Raw genomic sequence first — 22,536 nt, 5'->3', positions numbered from 1 at the left:
ACCATAAACGAATAAAGGCAAAACTAAAAGGCATGAGCCCGGTACAGTACCGAACTCATGCGCTAAAGGCAGTCTAACTATATACTGTCTAACTTTTGGGGGTCACTTCAACGCGGCAGCTCCTCTTTTTGTTCATTCAAGTAACGGGCAGTTTAGCGTGGTAAGTCGCCGGTTGCTTTTGTTGAACTATTTAGCAGGTTAAAGGGAACAATCTATTCAACATTTTTGCTCCCCACTTACTATGTTAAATAAGATTAGTATACAATCTTTTCTCAATATAGCTTCATATAATAGATAAGCTTCGTCAAAAAGGAGGTGTATTTTAATGGTAAGGTTATTAGATGTAAGAACATCGCAAAATGCCAGTTTTCAACAATCGATCAGTTCTTCGACCCCTACTTTTAGTTTAACCCACGTATTTTTCCTTCTAAGCAACGATTTTGATTTGAATGACAGATATGAAATTATACGGGGTGTAAAAAAACGCCGGTGACCTTAAGCAGGTGGCCGGCGTTTCCATATTAGCGTTTCGGCATTTTGCTCTCATCCATGTACAGCAGGTTCCAGCGGTGACCGTCCAGGTCGGCAAATCCTGCGCCGTACATCCAGCCGTCAATTTCACTCGGCTTGCCAAAGATGCTTCCTCCGGCAAACTCTACTTTTTGAATAAAGGCATCTACTTCTTCTCTGCTTTCAGCGCCAATGGAAAATATTACTTCTGCGCTATGGGAAGTATCTGCGGTTTTTGAACCTGTAAATTTCTCAAACGCCGCATCCGGGAACAGCAGGATCGTTGTTTGGCCTATGGCAAGCTTGGCTCTCTCGTTACCAACGCTCACCGCATGGAATCCAATCTCATTGAAAAAGGCAGTTGACCTCTCAACATCTTTGACCGGCAGGTTAATCCAAATCTCCTGTGACATGGCTCTAGCCTCCTGGAATATATTTTCAACTACTCCTACTATACTCTACTTCTGGCAGCAGAAGCGAATCTTATAAAAGAAACCGCAAGGTATGACATTCCTGTCATGCATCCTGCGGTTTCTAAACTTATTTACTTGTCTGCTTCAGCATCGTCTCCGTCAAGGTATCTGGCAAATTAAGAAGTTAATATTTATGTTTCGAATCTTTAAACTAGCGCAGGATAGCGGGGATGAAAGAATGCTAAACATACGAAAATCAAATAAAAATGACCGTGAGTTTTTAGTTCTAATTGACTTGAAAAATGATTGGTACCACTATCGGATGTAATTGATATGACAGAACAAAATAAAGAGGGACATAGTAAGAAAATAGAAGGGTATCTCACTGACTCAGATATAGGTGCGTTTGTTATTGAGGATTCTGCTTCCAACAAACCAATTGCGATGATAATGTATTCCATAGCAAATAGGGATTCCGTGTATCCATGGAAAACAATTTACAACGAGTTAGACAGAAACCTATTTCAATTTGATGGGCGGTTTATCGAGATATTTCAATTATGGGTTCATCCAAGTTATCGAAGGTTAGGATTAGCGACTAAGTTAAAAATCAAGTTGGAGGAAGAAGCTCAAAATCAGCCGGCCAGAACGATTGGTTGCCTTTGCTCACTAACGGCCAAGATAGCAACTGCTTACTTAAAGGCATTTTTATTACTGAGCTATAGTCGTATGGTAAAAATTGTGTAGCAAATTGCCAAAGGAGAAGAAAATTATGGAGGATCAATGGAGGATAGCTAAACATGATCCAGAATGGAAAAATCTATTCATGGATGTAGCTTCAAAATTAAAAAAAACATTGGGCGATGTAGCAATTCGTATTGATCATGTTGGCTCAACATCGGTTATTGGTTTGGATGCAAAGCCAATCATAGATATCCAAATATCGGTTTTACATTACGATGATGTTTTAAGCTATAAGGATAAGATTGAAAGTGTGGGTTTTGTATTTCGGGAGGAAAATCCTGACAAAACTAAAAAATATTTTCGGGAAATACCAGGGACTATAAGAACTCACATTCATGTTAGACAAGCAGGTAGTTTTTCAGAGCAAATGACTTTACTTTTCAGAGATTATTTACGAGTACATTCTGCAGATTGTTTGAGATACGCACAAGAAAAACACCGACTAATGGCAATTTTTAAGCACGAACGCCCCAAATATGTTGAGGGAAAAGGACCGATTGTTTGGGACATTATGCAGAAAGCCCATTTATGGTCGCAAGAAATGGGTTGGAAGCCAAGCATATCCGATATGTAAAGTTTAATTCTGAACTAACGGCAACCCATATTCAATCACGATATGACGGCAGCCGGCACATGATCGGCTGCCGTTGTCCGTTTAAGTAACGGGCAGGATAGTGTGGGAAGTTTCAGTTATAATAGCTGTTAGTAAGAGTACAAAAGGGAACCTCGGAAACCTAATGTTTTTCCCTTTACTGTTTACGCTAAGTTAATGGTACGCGGCTAGCCCCATTTAAAAAACCTCTTATACATCACCATATTTCCTTGAAAGGGGACATCTGTTTTGGATGCGCAGTTTCTAGATTTATTGGCCCAGAAATATGATACGGAAGAAAAAGTTGTAACAGAAATCATCAACCTTGAAGCGATCTCCAATCTTCCCAAGGGAACTGAGCATTTTGTCAGTGATTTGCATGGGGAGTTCCAAGCTTTTCAGCATGTACTAAGAAACGGTTCGGGTACCGTAAAAGAGAAAATCAAAGCCTTGTTCCATGAGGTTTGGACGGACCATGAAATCAATGATTTTACGGTGTTAGTTTATTATCCGGAAGAAAAGATACAGCTGGTTAAAGGAGACCTGTGCAATAAACAAGCCTTGAACCAATGGTACAGACAAACGATTGAACAAATGCTTAAGCTCATTTCTTATGCCTCTTCCAAATATACGCGCTCAAAATTGCGTAAAGCTCTGCCGGAGCAGTTTGTATATATTGTAGAAGAGCTTCTATACAAGACGGATTCGACCAACAACAAGGACCCTTATTATGAGGAAATATACTGGCAAATTATTTCCTTAGGCCAGGCGGACAAGCTCATTATCGGCCTTGCTTATACGACCCAGCGCTTGGTGGTTGACCATCTTCATGTGGTCGGAGATATCTATGACCGGGGGCCGGACCCCGATAAAATTATGGACACACTGATCAACTACCATTCTGTAGATATTCAGTGGGGGAACCATGATGTCCTGTGGATAGGCGCCTATGCGGGTTCCCTTGTCTGCCTTGCGAATATTATCCGGATCTGCGCCAGATACGACAATCTGGACATTATCGAAGACGTATATGGAATCAATCTTCGCCCACTGCTGAACTTGGCGGAGAAATACTATGATGACAATCCGGCCTTTAGACCGAAGCTGCAGGCCGACCATAACGGTTCGGAGCAGGAAATCCTGCAGATTACCAAAATTCATCAAGCCATTGCCATGATTCAGTTTAAGCTTGAAATCCCAATTATCAAAAGACGGCCATACTTTAACATGTCTGAAAGGCTTTTGCTTGAGAAAATCGATTACGACAAAACTGAAATCAAGATCGGCGGTAAAACTTACCCGCTGGAAAACACCTGTTTCGCAACCGTAAATCCGCAGCAGCCTGAAAATTTACTGGAGGAAGAACAGCAGGTGATGGAAAAGCTGCTGTTCTCCGTTCAGCATTCCGAAAAGCTGGCCAGACATATGAATTTTTTTATGAAAAAAGGCAGCCTTTATTTAAAATATAACGGGAATTTGTTATTTCACGGCTGTATTCCTTTGGATGAAGAAGGAAACATGGAAGAAATGCAGATTGAAGACAAGACGTATTCGGGGCGGAAACTGCTCGATGTTTTTGAATATTATTTACGTTACGCCTTTGCGCATCCGGAAGAGACGGATGATCTGGCTACGGATATGGTATGGTACATCTGGACAGGGGAATGTTCCTCGCTCTTCGGAAAGAGAGAAATGACCACCTTTGAAAGGTACTTTATCCAAGATAAGGAGACCTATAAGGAGAGAAAGAACCCTTATTATCATTTGCGTGAAAATGAGGAGATCTGCCGGAAAATCCTGCTGGAGTTTGATATGAATCCGGATCATGGACATATCATTAACGGCCACACGCCAGTTAAAGAAATTCGTGGAGAGAACCCCGTTAAAGCAAACGGGAAAATGGTTGTCATTGACGGCGGTTTTTCCAAAGCCTATCAATCCACAACGGGCATCGCCGGATATACCTTGTTGTATAATTCCTTTGGTATGCAGCTCGTTGCCCATCAGAAATTTAATTCAAAAGAAGATGTGTTATGTAACGGAACAGACGTATTGTCTGTAAAAAGGCTGGTGGACAAAGAACTGGAGCGGAAGCTGGTGAGGGAAACCAATGTCGGGGAGAAGCTGCTGCAGAAAATCTCAAATTTGAAGAATCTCCTGGAATATCGCTACATGAAATGAAACAACTGCTAAATGAAACAACTGGTACAGCCGCGTTACGCTAAGGGGGAACGCAAACACAACACACAACTTATGCGTTAAGATTAAACCCTCCTAATTCTAGCAAAGCTAGAGATAACTTATATTTGGGAGGGTTTTTATTATGACATTGAAATATCCTTAAATATGCTAAAAGATTATTTTGCAAGGGTATCAGAGCGATTAAAACCGAGTAGCTTAGGTCATCGAATTCGATTTGTACGCTCCCTTTTTCGCTTTGCATTTGAAGAAGGTCATATGAAAAGAAAATGGCCCCTCAAAATGAGGAGCCTCGTAGAAATAATTATGTTTCACTCTTGCTGTTTCAGGTGCAGGTTATTTTAGTCTCAGTGAAAGTGAATTGTTAGGTTGGGATAAGTTGCAAAAATTTCAGGGATACGTTTCGCTACAATTTCCCTGTCAAAAGTGGATTTAAAAATTTCTTGATCAGGTAGAAAAGTAACACTTGTTCCCGTTTCTTTTGTAACACCTACTGTCAACAAACCCGTTTGAGGAATTCCATGTTTATAGTCTTGCCTGAAGACTTTTCCTTCTCGACGAACTTCGATCGAAAGCTTTTGAGAGAGAGCATTAACAACCGCAATGTTAATACCTTTTTCTCCTCCTGGAGCAACGAAAGAGTCGTTGGTAAAATGGCTCAATTCAGTGAGAACTGCTTGCACACGGGATTTTTCTGTGTTCGGAAGGACTTGAACAGGGATTCCTCGCCCGTTGTCAGAAACTGTGATGCTACCATCACCTTGAAGGAAAATGCCTACTTCGCTGCTAAATCCGGCTCGATGCTCTAGGATGGAATTCTCTAACACAGCCCAGAGAAGATGGTGCGGGTCGTAACCATCCTGAGTGTTACCCAAATAGGCACTAGCGTTGTTTCTTGTTTCAGCTAATTCCATATAGTCACTTGTATCAAGTAAGTCGGAAGTCGCTGCTAGTAACAAAAGTAGTGGAAGTGCTCGGTGGGAGGGAAGAGAGTACATTCCACCTCTTTCTTCTTGGACAAGGAGGTCAGCCCCAAGCAACGCTTTAATGTGATGGTAGAGTTGTCCGGTTGTCCCCATGTTTAAACGTTCAACAATTTCTGAACCCGAAAGGGGTTCTTTCAACACCGATCTAAGGATGTCCAAGCGCTGTTTATGACCAAGTGCTGCTAAAACTTTGGCGACTTTCTCGCCATCCAAATCCATCAATTGACTAACACGTCTTTCTTGGGGCTCCCATCTGTACCGCCATTTCTCCCCACGGTATTGCCCTGAGTAAAAAACCTCACCAAGTTCCAATTCATTGTTGTTCATTTCGATTAACAGGGTACTTTTGTCGACTGTCTGGCTTCGAGATACTTTAGGCGAGCTATCATTTACGATTTGACTTACTAGCTGTTGAAGATCACCCAATTGCTTTGTTAAATTATCCAATTCTGCGCCGAAGTCTCTAGACACTGTCAAATGGATCACCCTTTCACTAAATTATTTAAATACGTAGTTACGTAATTACGTATATCTTAACATGCGATAAACTAGTTGTAAATAATACCTAAAACAAAAAAACGTGGTTTATCACGGTTTTGAAAGTACCAAAAAACTTGCTTTACAGACAGCGCGGTGAACCGTACCATAGATAACAAGTGAGGTCATTACGGATAACGATAGTAAAACACCAAACATTGAGGCTGCCGCGTGCAGCCTTTTGTGCTAACAGGAGTAAAGTGTAACAAGGGGCGTATATTACTAGAAACCTTGTCCATTGCATTAAACTAAATTATTACTGCATGCACCAGTCCCAAGAGTATCTGACCCAAGAGAAATAAGAATTACTCCCATGCAAATTCATGAGTTGAAACTCTGGGCATTAACGGGCTTGGGGCTATTTTTTTTATATTCTTCGCAGAACTTTTTACAGGCGACTTAATAAAAAGAGGTCAACCAGTAAAAACTGGCTGACCTCACACTGCACCGCGCTCCATTGGAGTAACATTTACATCGATGACTTTTCCCAAATCGGGCAGTTCCTTTTAAACTTGCCCAGTTGCCTTATGCGGCTTCCCAACGTATCACGGTAGGTCGTCGGCTGTAGCTGCGCGGTTTTAATAATGTGGATCCCTATTGACCGGCAGAGATGATTTGGAGCAAGTCCTGAATCATATGTTTTATTGTCCATATCTCCATTTTATACACTTTACAAAGAGCGATGAGGATTTAGCTGGTAGGGGTGTAAGACGTAACGAAGACGGCACCTATGCGTCTTCCGGAGGCTTCAAAACCTCCGAACAAGGCGCCGACACATCCGTATGGTGCGCAGTCAGTCCAATGCTGAACGGCAAGGGAGGCGTCTATTGCGAAGATGGCGATATCGCGGAGGTTGTACCGGCAGACAGCCAACTCCAACGAGGAGTTCGTTCGTGGGCCATCGATCCGGCGTTGGCCGAAAGGCTGTGGACGATCAGTGAAGATTTTCTGCACATTCCTGATGGAACAATTCCTCGGAGTCGTGATTGACTCTCGTGGGGTAGAACAAAATAATTATTAACTTGGTGAGATGGAGGGAAACTAAAAATGAAACCAGTCGAATTGGGAATATAGGGTTTAAAAGGGAGTCTTCCGTAACCTTGACCCTCGTCTAAGCGGAAAGAAGTTAGAGACCAACATGCGTTTCACCGATGCTAAGAAGAATTGTCATTCTGTACAGGAGGGAGTCAATACGAACTATGAAAACAGCATCTAATGAGATTCCGCTTACGGTAGCAATCGGTGGTGAACTGACTGTAAACCGGATCGGGTACGGCGCTATGCAGTTGACCGGGCCGAAGGTTTGGGGCGAATATCCTGACCGCAATAAAGGGATTGCATTGCTGCGAGAGGTGATCGATCAGGGCGTTAACTTCATTGATACAGCCGACGTATACGGTCCACACTCCAACGAGGAACTCATCCGCGAGGCACTCCACCCTTATCCGAAGAATCTGGTGATCGCCACCAAGGGCGGTTTCGTGCGGGGCGGTCCTGATTACACCGACTTGAGCGCTGTGGGTAATCGGAATTACTTACGCCAGTGCGCGTCATGAGCTTGCGGCGTCTGGGTGTCGATCACATCGATCTCTACTATTTGCACACGCCGACAATGACCGACGTGCCTTTCGAGGAGATCATTGAAACACTTGCAGGAATGCGAAAGGAAGGTCTAATCCGGCACATAGGCCTGTCCAACATCAGTGCAGAACAGCTTCGAATTGCAATGAGCCTCACCGAGATTGCCGCTGTCACGGCTCATTACAATATCGGTACCCGGCTCGGCGCAGCATTGCTCAAGGTGGCAGATGAAGCCGGTAACATCTTCTCGCCGTGGCACCCGGCTGCTGTGCCTTCGGGCGAGGAAGGCAAAAGGTTCCGCGACGTTCTGGGCCCTATTGCGGAGAAACATCGCGTCACAATCCAGCAACTCGCCCTAGCTTGGCAGTTGCATCGTTCGCCGCGGATGCTGCCAATCCCCGGGACAACCAGCATTGATCACCTTAAGGATAATCTCGCCGCTGCCAGCATCCGTTTGGCGCCGGAGGAAGTAGACACAATCACCCAACTTATCCCTGAGGAGGATTGAAGCTGAAGATCCACGAGAAAGACCGTCGCCTGGATTAGAGATCGATTTTCGAATTAGAACTTTAGTTTTCAACAGAGATGATTTTCGGAGGTGGCTGTAAGTGAGCTGCTTGCGCAGCGACGTCCCCATCGAGGCGGATGCGGCGTGCAACTTTGACGCGGTTATTGCTACCGCACGAGTTTTCACCGAGCAGGGGCCGAATTGGCGTTAGAAGAGATCGCGAAACGTGCGTGCGTCGGTATTGTCACACTTTACCGAAATATCCCCACTCGACATGATTTAGTCGAAGCTGTGTACGTGGCGGAAGTGAACTCACTGTGTCGCTAAGCCGTAGATAGCCCCCTAAAAAAATAGGGGCTGAAGTACGAAAATTAGGTTAGATAGGATTAATTGCATTTGATTCTAAGAGTAATTCTTTTTTTTCTTTCTCCATATTTGATTCAATACCATTAACAGCAACTAGTTTAGCAATGTTGCTATCTTCGTTTAAAGGTAATTGAGGCTGAATATCTTCGTTACTATTTTCAATAGCGTGCTTCAAATTACTCACTGCGTTCCGGGAAGTATTAATCATTTTACCATCTAATTCAGCAGCTTTTCTTTTTAGCAGTGCGGAGCGCTCGGGGGCGCTTGCCCAATTTAATGATTCGCTTTCAAGTGTCAATTGAGCCATTTTAACACTTTTGACTTGTTTAACTTCGTTGCTTGTAGATATTAGTGCCTTCATCATGTCCGAAGTAAGTTGCATAGTAGAAGAATGTTGGGAGTCTGATGAATCGGTACTCTTAACGGTTTTGTCCACTACACCATCATCTTCTTTGAGGTTCTTATCACCTGAACCAGTCGCTTTGCGGAACTCCTCTTGCTGCAATTGTTGTATTTGTTTATCAATATCTTGGATTTGCTTATCAATCTGTTCAAGTCCTGATTTCATTTCATCCGGACTAGCTCCTCTTTCTAAGCCGCTTGATATGTAGTCATTACGTCGATCCAAAATATTTTGTTTATGTTCCATTAAACGTTCAAGTATTGGTTTCTTCCAACCATTTTTACTGAACAAGTTATGAGCTTGTGGACTTATCGTTATATTATCCTTATTTTCTTCTCGCTTGTGCTTGTCAATTGTTCTATGATGAACACTCGGTCCAATGGCAGGTGAAATCTCTAACATTCCAGGAGTGCGTTCGTTTTTTAGATTTATTGAAATGTTCATGCATACTCTCCTTTATTATTTAGCAATCAGAATATACTAATAATAATATATCTAAAACTAGTTAAACTTATATATATGAATCATAAGCTCAATTAACTAATAAATCAATATTTTGTAAAATAATCTTCGAAAAGGGGTATATAACTTTTTGAGGCATTCCCAGCCTGATATAGCTTGGAAAGCATACGATTCATGGGAGGAATTTTGGAAATGTAAATTTTTGATCCATTATTTACCTGGAGAACCTTGGCTGGAGCATTTTTTATTGAAGTCGTTGATGAGGAACGGGGAATTATCATTTAGTAGGAAGTGATAAAACCTTTTTTAACAAACTAATGAGAAGCAGCTGGTACAGGGAACTCCTGGAGCGGCTGCTTTTTGCTTTTATCACGTCATAAGTAACTGTTGTCAATAACTATACAGTTGTGCTAAGGTGTAACAAAAAACAGATAAGAGTTCCGGATATGGAATGAAGAAAGAGGAGAACATTATACGATGACCAACAAGAACAATCAGCATGCCGTTAGACTAGCGCTGCTGTTAGGTTTATTTTCGACACTCGGGCCTTTTACCATCGATATGTATTTACCGGCCTTTCCTCAGATTGTAGAACAATTCGGTACGACAGCATCCCTCGTCCAGCTCAGTCTGACCGCATGTTTACTCGGGCTGGGTATCGGCCAACTGGTCATGGGTTCGCTCAGCGATGTCTATGGCAGGCGCAAGCCGTTGCTAATTTCCATGGCTATATATGTTGTGGCATCCATAGCTTGTGCGGTTTCGCCGAGTATTTGGCTGCTGATCCTTTCACGGCTAGTGCAGGGGTTTGTTGCTTCGGCAGGCATTGTCATTTCCCGTGCAATCGCACGCGATTTGTTTAGCGGTCACGAGCTCACCAAATTTTTCTCGCTGCTCTTACTTGTCGGAAATTTGGGTCCGCTTGTGGCGCCTGTAACGGGAAGTGGTGTTCTAGCGCTCACGAGCTGGATCGGCGTCTTTATTGCTTTGGCGGTACTGGGGACATTCCTCTTTGCCATGACAAAATGGAGACTCCAAGAGACCTTGCCTGTCGAGCGTCGCAGTCCCAGCAATTTTGCTCAACAACTACGAAACTATAGATCGCTTTTGCGAGACCGCTCATTTACGGGATACATGCTCGCGCAGGGGGTCATGATAGCGGGGGTCTTCGCATACGTTTCCGGAACACCTTTTATTTATCAAAATATTTACGGGGTTTCCCCTACGGTATTTGCAATGTTGTTCGGTTCGAACGGCATCACTTTGATCATCGGCTCGCAGTTGGTTGGTCGGATGGCTCACCGTGTGTCGGAGCAGACCTTCCTGCTGTTCGGTCTGTGGCTTGCCGGCGCAGCCAGCATCGCCGTCTTGCTGGTAGCTATTTTCCACGGGCCCCTGTACGCACTTGTGATTCCGCTCGTTTTCTTTGTAGCGGCCATCGGTATTACATCCACGGCGGCTTTCCCACTTGCAATGGAGAGCCAGGGGCATATGGCGGGCAGTGCGGCTGCGCTGATGGGCGTCATTCCCTTTTTGCTCGGTGCGGTCGTTTCTCCGCTAGTCGGTATTGCCGGGGAAGACACGGCTGTTCCGCTGGGTGTCATTATTTTATCCACTAGCGCCGCAGCGATGATGTCCTACTTCCTTTTAGTGAAAAAAGGGTCGAAAGAGGCGGCTTGACGAAAACCAAATATTTTTTTCTAACAAATTCTGCGAAACAGTAATTTCTCCGCGGCACACAACAAATTCTAAACAATTCTTAATCAACAATAACGGAGTCCCGCAGGTTTTGCGGGCTCCGTTTTATAATTAATTCTGGAATATCACACTTCACAAAATCGAGTTCCGCGTGCACAAACGCATTGTGTTCAGCAAAACATTGTCCAAGCTATAAAGTCTTAGCTGTTGAATCCTACCATCAATTAAGGTGATCTGCACACGGGATCAGCGATTTTCAGTGCAATCCCCCTCGTGGTGTTGTTGCTTAAGGGGGGAATCATATGAGTATATTCTGGGATAACATTGAAAATGATTTCTCTGTATACCGGTTATGTTCGGTGCTTAACCGGGAACTGGGCTTCTCCATCCGAAGAACTGATTCATTTATGTAGTTGTTGATAAGCCGATTATCAGAAAAAAACTCGTCCAGGCGCAACCGGAGTGATACCAATTACAACCGTGCTAACCGCGGATAGCCAAGCTGCTGGAGATGCATTGCCAGCGGGCGGAGAGGGTAAGATCAATTCAGGAAACGACTTAATTATTTGGACGAAGCACTTTACGCAATTTGTCATCTACACGACAGATGGACTTCCTGCTAGCATAGATGGAAACGGAAACGGAGGCTCCTTTTCAACGAATTCAGATTACATCTATGTAAGTACAGGAGGCACACTTACTCTTAATGGGGCTAAGATTACCGTTCCAGCGGAGGTAGTTGTCGGCAAAGTTAGCAATTTCAAGGTTACCGTGGATAAAGTAACAGATACGTCCAGCTTGCCGATGGATGCATCGTCGAAACGGATTAGTGATGTTTTTGAAATCAAGAAAGACATAGACGGTAAATTTACTAAAGCGGTATCCATCACACTACCTTTTGATGTTAAATATGTAGATTTCGATCAAGCAGTAGTTGGTATCTACTGGTTGAACGAAGAGACGCAAAAGTGGATTCTGTTAGATAACATACAAGTGGAAAATGGGTCAGTGACTGGTTCTGTCGACCATTTCACTAAGTTCGCCGTTTTGGCTACCGCAAAGCCAATAATTCCGCCCATTTCTGTCGTGTTTTCTGACATTTCTGGACACTGGTCTGAGGCGAACATCAAGCAAGCGGTAAGTGGCGGAATCATTACAGGTTACCCAGACGGCACGTTCAAGCCGAATGCGGCCGTGACCCGCAATGCTGATGAATGCGATAAAGACGCAAGGAACAGGAACGGAGCTGAAGTTCACAGACAAAGCGAAGATCGGGGCCTGGGCGCAGAAAGCGGTCGCGCAAGTGATGCAAGCAGGCATCATTATAGGCTACGAAGATGATACATTCCGCCCGGATGCCGTTATTACACGGGCAGAAATGGCAACGATGATTGCCGGCGCTTCGGGTCTGTCTATCGAAGCGAATACGGCCACGGGCTTTGCGGACGATAAGGACTTCCCGCTTGGGCGAAAGGCGCTGTTGCACTCATGAAAAAACTTGGCTATTTGGAAGGCAAAGGAAACAATGCCTTTGATCCAAATGCCGGTACGACAAGAGGAGAGGCCGTGACTGTACTATTGAAAATGTTGGCATCAAAGAGTAAATGAATTAGAAACAACAAAATGTGTCAATTAAACCGCGAAGGCTTGATGCAGCGCAGTTTTTTTCTATTTATGGAAGAATTCCGGAATCTTTAAGCTAAAATATATTCAACTACCCTGAAAATTTCACATAGCTGAGAACTAAAAATGGCAATACTAGTTGCAGCTTTGACGTTTTTATCTATGTAAAAATGGAAGGAGCGAGAACAGAATTGCCTAAATTAAAGAGGATTATTGCTATTCTAAGTATATTAACCCTTGCGATATCATTTACTGGCTGTAATGCAAATCCAAAAATAAAGGCGAAGAATGAAAGTTCCAAAAGTTCATCTGATGATTCAGAGAAACAAAAAGATAAACAAGAAGCAAAAAAGACTGATAAAGAAGTTGAAAAATTAAATGGTAAAGATGAAAGTACGAATAAAGTAGAGGACAAAAAAGATAATAAAAATGATGATAAAAATGATGATAAGGATAAGTAAAAAGCGAGATCACTACATAATCAGTGAGTATCATGGAAATTTTTATAACTAAAAAACGTTCGTATAATTCATTACTTTAAAGACACAATAACTTCTGTTGTGCAACTTGATAGTTAACCAATAGGAGGTAATGATTTTGAGAGGAATTGTCAAAGGTAGTTTCAAAAGTGGAAATTGCAGATGAAATTGCGGATACGGTCAAAATGGAAATCGCAAATGAATTAACTCCTTTAGAAAATCAATTAAGCCAAATGCAAATTTTATTTTGGATTTGAAGAATAAACCTTAATATTGGAGGGTTTTTATGAGTAACAGCTTAGATGCAATTAAAGTAGATCAAGCAAACTTTCTAGATAAAACCGAGGATGAAGTAAAAGAAGTTCCTGCAACAACGGATGTGAATGAAGCAGTAGAAGCCATGACAGCTCATATTAACAAATACGATGAGCATGAAGATGACGAGACAATTTAATAAGACTATCGTAATCTCTACCTAATTATTGTTGATTTGCTGCTAGGAGATTCAATGGTACCCTTTATTAAATTACCTATAACGTTTGTTGCTATAAAACCTTGAATATAAAATAGGCCCGTTAGCTTAATTTATGCTAATTCGGGCCTATTGATTTTTAATCATTTGACTATGTTAAAGTTCTACACTATTTAGAAACGTATTTAAATTGACTTTTAGACTGTTGGAACTGTTCCACCATCTATATTATATTCACTTCCTGTAATGGAACCGGCTCGATCGGATACCAGAAAAGCAACAAGCTCAGCGACTTCTTCTGGTAGTCCTGGACGACCAATTGGAATTCCTCCCAACGAGTCCATCAGTTGCTTTAATGCACTTTCTCGGTCGCCTGTCGTCTCAGCAATCCGATCAATCAACCTTTGTGCTGCATTCGTTTCGATAAAACCTGGCGCAACGGTATTAATACGAATGCCTTGAGGCGAAAACTGCTTGGATAATCCTTTGCTGTAAGTGGTTAAAGCTGCTTTGGCCGCAGCATAAGCCAATGTTGCATCATACAGCGGCAAGCGACGTTGAATGGATGAAATATGAATAATAACACCGGACCCCTTTTCCACCATAGCCGGCAGCAGCCCACGGTCTAAACGAACGGAAGCGAATAGATTGGCGTTAAAAGTTTGCTGCCAAAGCTCGTCTGTCAAAATAAGAGCTCCGCCTGATGGGGCTGACGAGCCTCCAACATTGTTGACAAGAATATCTACACCGCCTAGGCGTTCAAGAACACCATTCACCACTTTATCTACACCTTTAGGCGAACTAATATCGGCGGGAATAAACAGGTCTGGATTTTCTAAATGAACTGGAGTAGTTCGAGCCGTAGTTATTACGGTAGCACCTGCAGCCGTAAGTCTCTTAGCAATGGCCTCGCCCATTCCTTTGGTACCGCCTGTGACCAAGGCTTTTTTGCCTTTAAATTCACTTAAAATGCTTTTTAATTGAAAACTCATGCGAATATTTCCTCCTTACTTCTCTTGGGAACCTTGTATACCTTTGACAATGACACCTCGGTACCGACCTCCGCGAAGTCGATGCTTTAGGGCTTTTTGATAGGCTGGACTATTGTACCAATCTTGTGCTTCCTCAAAAGTGGGAAATTCCAAGATAGCCAGCCCTTCAATCTCCGGTCCTTCTAGAATCTGGTATGCGTCATACAGGGCAAGAGGTTTGACGGAATGCCCAGCCAAACCTGCCGGTGTCAACTGAGAATAAAGTTGGAGTTCACTTTGATCAATACTCTGTTCCCGTATAAAAACAACATAAGCGGGCATAAACGTTTTCCCATCCTTCTTATTTTTAATTACATTATGAAAGTGTAATAATCAGTTCTTTAATTTTATCGTTGTTTACTTGGAATTGATGTTTAAGAAGGAGTGGATCGGGAAGATTCGATTTATCAAAGTCTCCGTTTACTTTTGCAGTTACGACAACGTAATTATTCGTGTAATCCGTATCCACGATCTCGAAGGTGACATTCGGCCCTATTATTTCTGCTTCACACCATGATTTTATGGCATTCATACCTTTGATTTCGCGATGGTTATCCAAGATCAACGCATCTTTATCAAAAGCGAAAGTAAATGCTTCAAGCCCGGATTTGTTCACTGATGTAAAGTAAGTTTCTACTGCTGCTGGCATGGTTCTATGTGGATTCATTGATCCTTCAACCTCCTATGGTGAGTATGTTGTGTGCGATAACTTCAAACTCATCATAGCAGTCATAATATGACTACATGGTGTCATGTTTAAAAGGATCTTTTAAATTTTTTTTCATTGTTTCTAGATGAGACAATAGTCTCGTACGTACTTGTTCGGGACTAACCTCTGTAAGGAGGGGGCCAAAGGACAGCAGATAACTGTCCAGCCAATTGCCTACAGGAAATTGTGCCGTGATAGTAAAAGAGCCGTCTTCCTCCTGAGTAATCGTTTTCTCAGCAAATTCGTCGTACACTCGGTAAGCACCTTGAGCCGAAATTCGAAGAGTCACTTCAATTGTATGAAGTAAGTTGCTTTGCTTTGTATCTGCAAACGTTACCACCGTTCTTGGTGCATAACTAGTTTCGGTAACTACAATATCCTTCATTCGGTTAATCTTAAACACACGATGACTTTCGGTATTTAAACAGTGACCTTCCACATACCAGGATTTATCTTTAAATAAGAGCTTGGCAGGTTCGATACTGCGATAGCTCTGTTCCCAGGCGACGTTATAATAGCGGAATTTTATAATACGATTCGTGATTATGGCGTTGCGAATGAGAGAAAATAGCTGTCTCTGGCTGTCTGGGCTTCCCCATGGGGAAAAATCCACCTCGATCCAGTTACCCATGTCTTTTTTAAACAGCCTACTTAATTTGTTCAGTACTTCTTCTATCTGTGGGATGGTAGCGGCAGCCACACTCTGAAGGGCCATTAAGATATCACCTTGTTCCTGCTCGGACAGTAAAGAGGTGTTAAAGACATAATCCTCCATCAATGAGATTCCGCCACCCTTGCCTCTGCTGCTGTAGATGGGGATCCCGGCTGCGCTTAAGGCATCTATATCCCGAAATATCGTTCGTTTGGAAACCTCAAAATGCTTTGCCAATTCATCAGCAGTCACTTTTTTCTTATGGAGTAACATATAAACGATTTCAAAATGTCTGCTTAACGACATAAGCTTCACCTCTCTTGTTAGCATACACCTTAAAACATGACATTATAAAGTCATATTACGTGATGGTTTGACATCACACTTTAATGGATCGGCTTTCAGTGAAGCGCTAATGACATGTAATCATGAAAACGCGCTAGTAAATGCTATTTGCATATATCCATCCATTGAACGATTTTTTCAAGATTTTGTGTTGTTTCGAACTTCGAGGACACAACGTCAACAATACAGGCGAAGATTTAGAGGATTTGATCTCCATAGGTACGATCGGAATGATGTGTCTTAGCCTAATGTACGCTGCTGGTTTAAGTGTACCTTTACATAAGAAAGCAAAGTATGTTTTTTTGATGGTAGAGGTTGTAAAAGGAGGGTATCGAGATGTCGGAGCTAAGACAACAAATTCTAATCCTACACTTAGCCATGCCTGATTTAGAATCTTCAACAGTTGCTTGGGCGCTGTATGATGGTTCGCTTCCAGAGAGCCAAAGGCAGATGAATACAGGGGATCAGCAAGAGCCACCCTATCCATCCGTGCTTCACGCAATGAGAGACGGATGGTTCGTCATTCAATTAGCAGCATTGCCTGTTTATTTACGGGGGAACGAGCACGAATCTGGGCATCTGCCATACGAGTACGTCCTGGAGAGGAGAGTAACTGTCCAATGAAACTCATAGGAAAAGAGCACTTACTATCGGCCAAACAAATGGCCAAATTCGTAACAGACGGGTACTTGCTGGTGGATGATATCGTGCCTCAGGAGTGGAATGAGCTTGTTGATGAAGAGCAGCGGCTGGAAAACATCCCCGGGCACTTATATTGGAACCAGTCTCAATACATTCAGAAGGTGTTCGCTCTGCCTCAAGTCAAAGGAATAATTCAAAGTTTAGTTGGCGAGTATTCGATCTATGATCATTCTTACTTGCATGTAGTAAAACCCCAGCACAGCAAAGCGCAAGAATGGCATGCGGATTCCATCATTGATACAAGAGATTACGGCTTTGACATTCAAGCCTTCTATTTTGCCCACGATGCCCCAGAGGAGATGGGACCAACGCTTGTTCTTCCAGGATCTCATCTGCGTAGAGTTAATACGTCCAGTATCGGTCGATATAAAAACATTAAAGGTCAGAAAAAGATGGTGTCAAGAGCCGGAACGATGTTTTTCGTTCACCAAGGCATCTGGCACTGCGCTCAGCCTAATTCTACGGATAAGACGCGATTCGTGTTTAAGCTTCGGTTACGTCCCGGGCAGCAGCAGCGTGCGTTGTTTAACACCGATGACTATAGGGATCCGGAGGTTACGGCGATCTTGGATAGAGGCTATGAGCAATGGCAAGGAAATGAGGCAAGGCTCGATCATGTCATGCGGGCAAAACTATGGCGTTACGTCACGGGTGATGATCACATCGATGTCTCGTTTGAACGTTCACTAACCAGAATGAACATCACCATATGATAAATGGAAGTGATTCCCCCGGCAAACGCCGGGTTTTTTTTATTATCCGTACTGATACCGCTTCTATTTTGGAAAAATGCCTTATTTCGACAGACAATGTCTCATTTTCGTTTTATAATAGCCAAAATTGAAAGCGTTTGCGTAAAATAAATTCTGGTCATATATGCCAATTGAGGTGAATAATCCGTTATGAAGCTGAAGTTTAATCTGAAATTCAAGCATTCCCCCATTTTCAGAAGCTTCCTTATTTCTTATGTGCTCATCTTGCTTATCCCGATGCTTACAGGGTTCATCTCCTATTTTGTTTCCTCGGACATTATTAAAACCAATTCACTTGAGGCGAGCGCGATGCTGCTGAACCAGAGCAAGGACATTTTAGACAGAAGAATGGAAGAGGTTGAAAATATCACAAGGCAGCTTTCACTGGACCAAGACCTGAATTATTTGCTGAACGAGCAGGTGGATGTGGATTATTTCAATGTTTACGCACTTTGGAAATCTTGGCGCAATACCTCGGCATATAGCTTGACCAATAACTTCCTAGAAGATTTCTACATTTATTTGAACAATTATCAAGTTATTTTTACACCTTCTGGTGTTTTTGTGCGTCCTGATGATTACTTTGATTTGTACCATTATCAGGATATGGAACGCAGCCAGTGGAAACAGGAAATTCTGGGGAAAATTCATCGCAGAGAGACGTTGCCGTCGCAACCGTTCATCAATAATGGAAAAAAAACAAACGTGATCACGTATTTGCAGTCGATTCCCTTTGATACCTTTCAGCATTCGCTTGGAACGGCTGTCATCTTGATTGACGAAAGTGAAATTGCCAAAATGCTGCATCGTGTACCGGAACAATATGGGGGCTGGGCCTATATATGTGATAAGGAAGGTAATACTATTGCTAGAGTCGGCATCGAGGATTCGCAAATAAAAGCACTAAATATACCGGATCTTATCGGCAAGGGTTCAACCAACACCTTAGTTGAAGACAATACGCTGCTCATTTCCTCAAAATCAACCTATAATGGGTGGGTATACGTCGTTGGTTTGCCGAAAAATACCGTCATGAGGCAGTCGGCGTTCATCGCAAAGGTGACGTGGACGATAACCGCTTCTACGTTATTGCTAGGGATTGTGGCCGCATTGTTATTTGCTTACAGGAACAGTGCTCCGATAAACCGGATTGTCACGGTCTTTTGGGAGCAAACCAGTCAAGCCGGTTACAAAGGGAAGAATGAATATGATTTTCTACAAGGAAACATCTCTAATTTGCTAGCAAGTCAAAAATCTCTCGAGGAGGAGCTAAAACGCCAGCAACCCTTATTGGAGGATGCTTTTGTTAAGCGGCTCCTGAAGGGAGAGTTTGACTCCCTTCAGGAAGTACGGACATTAATGTATTCACTGCCTAATATGAATTTGAAAGGAGATGCCGGTTATGTAGCGATCATCCGAATTAACGGCTACAGCGGTCTAGTCAGTAAAGAAATTATTCACGAGCTGAATGCAGCCAGATTACTTATGAAAAAGTTTCTTTATGAGGTTGAGGGTGTATTTCAACTGAATGTGACCGATATAGACTCGGATAAAATGGCTATTTTGATCACTTTCGGCGAAGCGGTCCACTCTTTGGAGGCAAATGAGCTTGCAGCCGTGTTTGACCAGCTTCGGGATTATGTAAAGGCGGAATATCGGATTCAAATTACCGTTGCGATCGGCAGCAGCTTCCAGGCGCTCTCCGACAGCAGTCGCTCATTTGAAGAAGCGAGACAAGCGCTTGATTACTCGGTTCTGATTGAAGAAGCAAAAACAATTTGGTATCAGGATGTGATCAAGGAATCAACGACGTATTATTATCCAATCGATATGGAGCTACGGATCATGAATGCGGTTAAAATCGGCGAACTTCAAGAGGTTCATCGCATTTTTGAACAGCTGCTGGAGCAGAATTTCTCGGAACGACAGTTATCGGCGGAGATGGTTCAGCAATTATTCGGCGAATTAAAAGGGACGTTCTTTAAGTTGCTGCTGCATAGTCCGTTTACGGATCAATCCGTATCGGAAGGGTTGAAACCCCGCGTGGAGCAATTACAGTTATCAACAAGTTTGGACCGCTTCCGCAATGAAATTCTGGGGCTTCTTGAGGCGCTCTGCAATAGGGTGTTGAAGAAAAAAGAAGATAGCACCGGAGAAATAATTAGCAAAATTGTGACCTTCCTGGAGAGTCATTATCCTGAATCTGATTTAAATCTTTATCGGATATCGGTAGCCGTTGAACTCCCGGAGAAGTACATTTCGCAGTTATTTAAGGAGCAGACAGGCGAGAATCTATCGGACTACCTAGAGAAGATCCGCATTAAAAATGCGACTGATCTTCTCTTCAACAGCGAGCATACGATTGATGATATTTCGCAGCAAGTTGGCTATAACAGCGCACACGCGTTTCGGAGAGCTTTCAAGCGTGTATCGGGTGTCTCGCCTAGCATTTACCGAAAAACCGTAAATTAATTGTTTATATGCTGTTAGAGAACCCTCATAGCGAAAGTGTACCTTTACTTGCCTGTGTTTTTTAGGCGAACCGGAATCCGAGCATTTGCAGCTGAATGAAGATCGTTACGTAAACGGCGGGTTCCATTGAATCCGTCGTTTGATGTTTCATTTAGTAATGTCCCCGTTAGAAGGAAGTGTACCTTCCAGCTAAAAGACAGGTGTACCCTTCATTTTGAGGTGTACCTTTACGGTGTAGTGGCAAATGTGGTCTTGTAGACATATAGAAAGCGCTACCAAATTAGGAGGGATTGTTTTGAAAACAGTAACAGTCAGAGAGGCACGTGCTCCGAGTATTACGAAGAAGTCTAAAATTTGGACAGAGGCGAATAAGAGCTTCCGGAAGCATTGGCAGTTTTATTTGCTCATCCTACCAGCCGTTCTTTACTTTATTATTTTCAAATACATTCCAATGCTGAACGCCATCATCGCATTCAAGGATTACAGCGTCGTCAAAGGAATTTGGGCGAGCCCTTGGGCAGGGTTCAAGCATTTCCATCTGTTTTTCAACAATCCGCAATTTTGGGTGCTGATGAAGAACACGCTGTTCCTCAGTCTGTATCAAATCGCAATCGGGTTTCCAGTTCCCATCCTGCTGGCTTTGGCGCTGAATGAAATCCGGAACGGGATTTTCAAAAGGGCGGTCCAACTCGTTACCTATGCGCCTTACTTCATTTCAACAGTTGTCATGGTTTCGATGATTATGTTACTTCTCTCCCCGAGATTGGGGGTTATCAACATCATTTTACAAAGCTTCGGGCTTGAATCAATCAACTTCCTCGGTATACCAAGCATGTTCCGTAACGTCTATGTGTGGTCCGACGTATGGCAGGGTTCGGGGTACTCGGCCGTCATCTATTTGGCGGCGCTTGCTGGGGTAGACCCGTCGCTGTACGAGGCAGCTAAAGTCGATGGGGCTTCAAGATTTCAGAAGATAATTCATATCGATATTCCCGGTATTATGCCAACGGCTGTCATCATTTTAATCTTAAGTGTAGGCAACGTTATGTCCGTCGGGTTCGAGAAAATTTATTTATTGCAAAATCCGCTTAATTTGGAAACGTCCGAAATTATTGCCACCTACGTGTATAAGATCGGGTTGTTGAATGCGAACTTCAGCTTTGCTACTGCTGTTGGTTTGTTCAATTCCTTTGTCAACCTGATTTTGCTTTTGCTGGTTAACACGCTCGCAAAAAGAATTTCCAGTTCGAGTCTTTGGTAAAAGAGAAAGGAGGCGTCGACATGTTTGGGTATGGGCGCAGCATTCGTGAATCGAATGGGGATCGGCTATTCCTCATGGGCGTGTATGTATTTCTAGTTATCGCGCTTATCGTAGTTCTTTATCCGTTGGTGTTCATTGTTAGCTCGTCGTTAAGCAGTCCGCTCGCGGTTTCATCGGGACGAGTCTGGTTATGGCCGGTGGATATAACATTCGACGGATACAGGGTCGTCTTGAGCAATCCGCAAGTACTGAAAGGCTACGGGAACTCGCTATTGTATGCCTTTATGGGCACCTTGATTAGCGTTACTTTAACGGTAGTTTTGGCTTATCCTTTATCGCGAAGGTCATTTTTTGGCCGCAATGCGCTTATGATTTTCATCACGTTTACTATGCTGTTTTCCGGCGGTTTGATCCCTACTTATTTGGTCGTCAAACAGCTCGGGCTGCTCGATACAAGATGGGCTCTGCTCATCCCTCAAGCAATCTGGGTATGGCAAATCATTATTGCCAGGACGTTCTTCCAGTCGTCGATTCCCGATGAACTTGCGGAAGCGAGCGAAATGGACGGATGCACCGATTTACGCTTTCTGTGGAGCGTTGTGCTCCCGCTTTCCAAACCTATCATCGCAGTGCTGATCTTGATGTATGCGATTGGACAATGGAATGCTTACTTTGATGCATTAATTTATTTAAAATCACAAAGCCTTTACCCACTTCAATTGATCCTTCGCAGCATCCTGATTCTTAATTCGGCGGCTTCGAGCAACATCGATGCGTCGGAACAGCTGAGGAGACAACAGTTTGCTGATTTGACCAAATACTCACTCATTGTTGTAGCGAGCTTGCCCGTTTTGGTCATTTATCCTTTCGTGCAGCGGTATTTCGTAAAAGGGATGCTAATTGGCTCTTTGAAGGGATAAATGGGAGTCTGTGAATAAATTAGAGGAGGTGATGCAGGGCAAGCAAACAAGAATTAAAAGTATACATTTCAAAAATGGCACATGTAGATGTTACCACTTGACAATGAAAGGGAGAGGGC

24 protein-coding genes are annotated in these 22,536 nt (G+C 43.1%); 17 read left to right on the top strand and 7 right to left on the bottom strand.

All coding sequences use genetic code 11. The features are described from left to right. Positions 1-521 precede the first annotated feature (521 nt). Positions 522-923 carry a VOC family protein gene (locus AC58U0_RS25805; protein ID WP_129731953.1) on the bottom strand — a complete coding sequence of 134 codons (402 nt, stop codon included), beginning with the start codon at positions 921-923 and terminating at the stop codon, positions 522-524. A gap of 333 nt (positions 924-1,256) precedes the next feature. Here AC58U0_RS25805 and AC58U0_RS25800 point away from each other — a divergent pair, with 333 nt between their 5' ends. From AC58U0_RS25800 to AC58U0_RS25790, 3 genes are all read left to right on the top strand, one after another. Continuing rightward, complete coding sequence (locus AC58U0_RS25800; RefSeq protein ID WP_497381761.1) at positions 1,257-1,670, top strand: GNAT family N-acetyltransferase; 414 nt, start codon at positions 1,257-1,259, stop codon at positions 1,668-1,670. Positions 1,671-1,695: 25 nt separating this feature from the next. Further along, the gene (locus AC58U0_RS25795) at positions 1,696-2,241 is read left to right on the top strand and encodes a GrpB family protein (protein WP_497381760.1); all 546 of its coding nucleotides are present in this window, start codon (positions 1,696-1,698) and stop codon (positions 2,239-2,241) included. A 267-nt stretch (positions 2,242-2,508) separates the two neighbouring features. Continuing rightward, positions 2,509-4,440, top strand: coding sequence for a fructose-1,6-bisphosphatase (locus tag AC58U0_RS25790; protein ID WP_497381759.1), 1,932 nt, complete (start codon positions 2,509-2,511; stop codon positions 4,438-4,440). A 365-nt stretch (positions 4,441-4,805) separates the two neighbouring features. On the opposite strand, the gene AC58U0_RS25785 is transcribed toward AC58U0_RS25790, so the two are convergent. Continuing rightward, positions 4,806-5,915 carry an ATP-binding protein gene (locus AC58U0_RS25785; RefSeq protein WP_497381758.1) on the bottom strand — a complete coding sequence of 370 codons (1,110 nt, stop codon included), beginning with the start codon at positions 5,913-5,915 and terminating at the stop codon, positions 4,806-4,808. Between the two features lie 663 nt (positions 5,916-6,578). Between AC58U0_RS25785 and AC58U0_RS25780 the strand changes: the two genes are divergently transcribed. From AC58U0_RS25780 to AC58U0_RS25770, 3 genes are all read left to right on the top strand, one after another. Further along, positions 6,579-6,971 carry a hypothetical protein gene (locus tag AC58U0_RS25780; RefSeq protein ID WP_497381757.1) on the top strand — a complete coding sequence of 131 codons (393 nt, stop codon included), beginning with the start codon at positions 6,579-6,581 and terminating at the stop codon, positions 6,969-6,971. Positions 6,972-7,132: 161 nt separating this feature from the next. After that, positions 7,133-7,537: an aldo/keto reductase gene (locus AC58U0_RS25775; protein ID WP_497381756.1), complete on the top strand. Its 405-nt coding sequence runs from the start codon at positions 7,133-7,135 to the stop codon at positions 7,535-7,537. Continuing rightward, the gene (locus AC58U0_RS25770) at positions 7,534-8,070 is read left to right on the top strand and encodes an aldo/keto reductase (RefSeq protein ID WP_497381755.1); all 537 of its coding nucleotides are present in this window, start codon (positions 7,534-7,536) and stop codon (positions 8,068-8,070) included. The genes AC58U0_RS25775 and AC58U0_RS25770 overlap by 4 nt, the downstream gene beginning before the upstream one ends. 376 nt (positions 8,071-8,446) lie before the next feature. On the opposite strand, the gene AC58U0_RS25765 is transcribed toward AC58U0_RS25770, so the two are convergent. Continuing rightward, positions 8,447-9,283, bottom strand: coding sequence for a hypothetical protein (locus AC58U0_RS25765; protein WP_497381754.1), 837 nt, complete (start codon positions 9,281-9,283; stop codon positions 8,447-8,449). Positions 9,284-9,778: 495 nt separating this feature from the next. Here AC58U0_RS25765 and AC58U0_RS25760 point away from each other — a divergent pair, with 495 nt between their 5' ends. The 6 genes from AC58U0_RS25760 to AC58U0_RS25735 all read left to right on the top strand — a co-directional run bounded on the left by AC58U0_RS25760 (position 9,779) and on the right by AC58U0_RS25735 (position 13,555). After that, positions 9,779-10,981, top strand: coding sequence for a multidrug effflux MFS transporter (locus AC58U0_RS25760; protein ID WP_497381753.1), 1,203 nt, complete (start codon positions 9,779-9,781; stop codon positions 10,979-10,981). Positions 10,982-11,461: 480 nt separating this feature from the next. Further along, positions 11,462-12,340, top strand: coding sequence for an S-layer homology domain-containing protein (locus AC58U0_RS25755; protein WP_497381752.1), 879 nt, complete (start codon positions 11,462-11,464; stop codon positions 12,338-12,340). After that, complete coding sequence (locus AC58U0_RS25750) at positions 12,306-12,491, top strand: S-layer homology domain-containing protein (RefSeq protein WP_497381751.1); 186 nt, start codon at positions 12,306-12,308, stop codon at positions 12,489-12,491. Before AC58U0_RS25755 ends, AC58U0_RS25750 begins: the two co-directional genes overlap by 35 nt. After that, positions 12,488-12,607 carry an S-layer homology domain-containing protein gene (locus tag AC58U0_RS25745; protein WP_497381750.1) on the top strand — a complete coding sequence of 40 codons (120 nt, stop codon included), beginning with the start codon at positions 12,488-12,490 and terminating at the stop codon, positions 12,605-12,607. Before AC58U0_RS25750 ends, AC58U0_RS25745 begins: the two co-directional genes overlap by 4 nt. Positions 12,608-12,813: 206 nt before the next feature. Further along, on the top strand, positions 12,814-13,083 hold the full coding sequence (locus tag AC58U0_RS25740; RefSeq protein WP_497381749.1) for a hypothetical protein: 270 nt from the start codon (positions 12,814-12,816) through the stop codon (positions 13,081-13,083). 304 nt (positions 13,084-13,387) lie between these two features. Continuing rightward, on the top strand, positions 13,388-13,555 hold the full coding sequence (locus AC58U0_RS25735; protein ID WP_497381748.1) for a hypothetical protein: 168 nt from the start codon (positions 13,388-13,390) through the stop codon (positions 13,553-13,555). 215 nt (positions 13,556-13,770) lie between these two features. Here the strand turns inward: AC58U0_RS25735 and AC58U0_RS25730 are convergent, their stop codons facing one another. From AC58U0_RS25730 to AC58U0_RS25715, 4 genes are all read right to left on the bottom strand, one after another. Beyond that, positions 13,771-14,565, bottom strand: coding sequence for an SDR family oxidoreductase (locus tag AC58U0_RS25730; protein ID WP_497381747.1), 795 nt, complete (start codon positions 14,563-14,565; stop codon positions 13,771-13,773). 15 nt (positions 14,566-14,580) lie between these two features. After that, complete coding sequence (locus tag AC58U0_RS25725; RefSeq protein ID WP_497381746.1) at positions 14,581-14,886, bottom strand: DUF1330 domain-containing protein; 306 nt, start codon at positions 14,884-14,886, stop codon at positions 14,581-14,583. Positions 14,887-14,920: 34 nt separating this feature from the next. Next, a complete protein-coding gene (locus tag AC58U0_RS25720) occupies positions 14,921-15,271 on the bottom strand; it encodes a nuclear transport factor 2 family protein (RefSeq protein ID WP_497381745.1) in 351 nt (116 codons plus the stop codon). A gap of 73 nt (positions 15,272-15,344) precedes the next feature. Further along, the gene (locus tag AC58U0_RS25715; RefSeq protein ID WP_497381744.1) at positions 15,345-16,271 is read right to left on the bottom strand and encodes a helix-turn-helix transcriptional regulator; all 927 of its coding nucleotides are present in this window, start codon (positions 16,269-16,271) and stop codon (positions 15,345-15,347) included. Positions 16,272-16,646: 375 nt separating this feature from the next. Between AC58U0_RS25715 and AC58U0_RS25710 the strand changes: the two genes are divergently transcribed. The 5 genes from AC58U0_RS25710 (at position 16,647) to AC58U0_RS25690 (ending at position 22,417) form a co-directional block, all read left to right on the top strand. After that, positions 16,647-16,934, top strand: coding sequence for a hypothetical protein (locus AC58U0_RS25710; protein WP_497381743.1), 288 nt, complete (start codon positions 16,647-16,649; stop codon positions 16,932-16,934). After that, positions 16,931-17,725 carry a phytanoyl-CoA dioxygenase family protein gene (locus tag AC58U0_RS25705; RefSeq protein WP_497381742.1) on the top strand — a complete coding sequence of 265 codons (795 nt, stop codon included), beginning with the start codon at positions 16,931-16,933 and terminating at the stop codon, positions 17,723-17,725. Before AC58U0_RS25710 ends, AC58U0_RS25705 begins: the two co-directional genes overlap by 4 nt. Positions 17,726-17,914: 189 nt before the next feature. Further along, the gene (locus tag AC58U0_RS25700) at positions 17,915-20,236 is read left to right on the top strand and encodes a helix-turn-helix domain-containing protein (RefSeq protein WP_497381741.1); all 2,322 of its coding nucleotides are present in this window, start codon (positions 17,915-17,917) and stop codon (positions 20,234-20,236) included. Between the two features lie 406 nt (positions 20,237-20,642). Beyond that, positions 20,643-21,497 (top strand): ABC transporter permease, encoded by an 855-nt coding sequence (locus tag AC58U0_RS25695; protein WP_497381771.1) that lies wholly within the window; start codon positions 20,643-20,645, stop codon positions 21,495-21,497. Between the two features lie 20 nt (positions 21,498-21,517). After that, positions 21,518-22,417, top strand: coding sequence for a carbohydrate ABC transporter permease (locus tag AC58U0_RS25690; RefSeq protein ID WP_497381740.1), 900 nt, complete (start codon positions 21,518-21,520; stop codon positions 22,415-22,417). Positions 22,418-22,536: the final 119 nt, after the last annotated feature.

The organism is Paenibacillus sp. J31P190 (assembly GCF_059692075.1).
The sequence above is the reverse complement of the archived record's forward strand: the minus strand, read 5'-3'. Positions and strand labels throughout refer to the sequence as shown.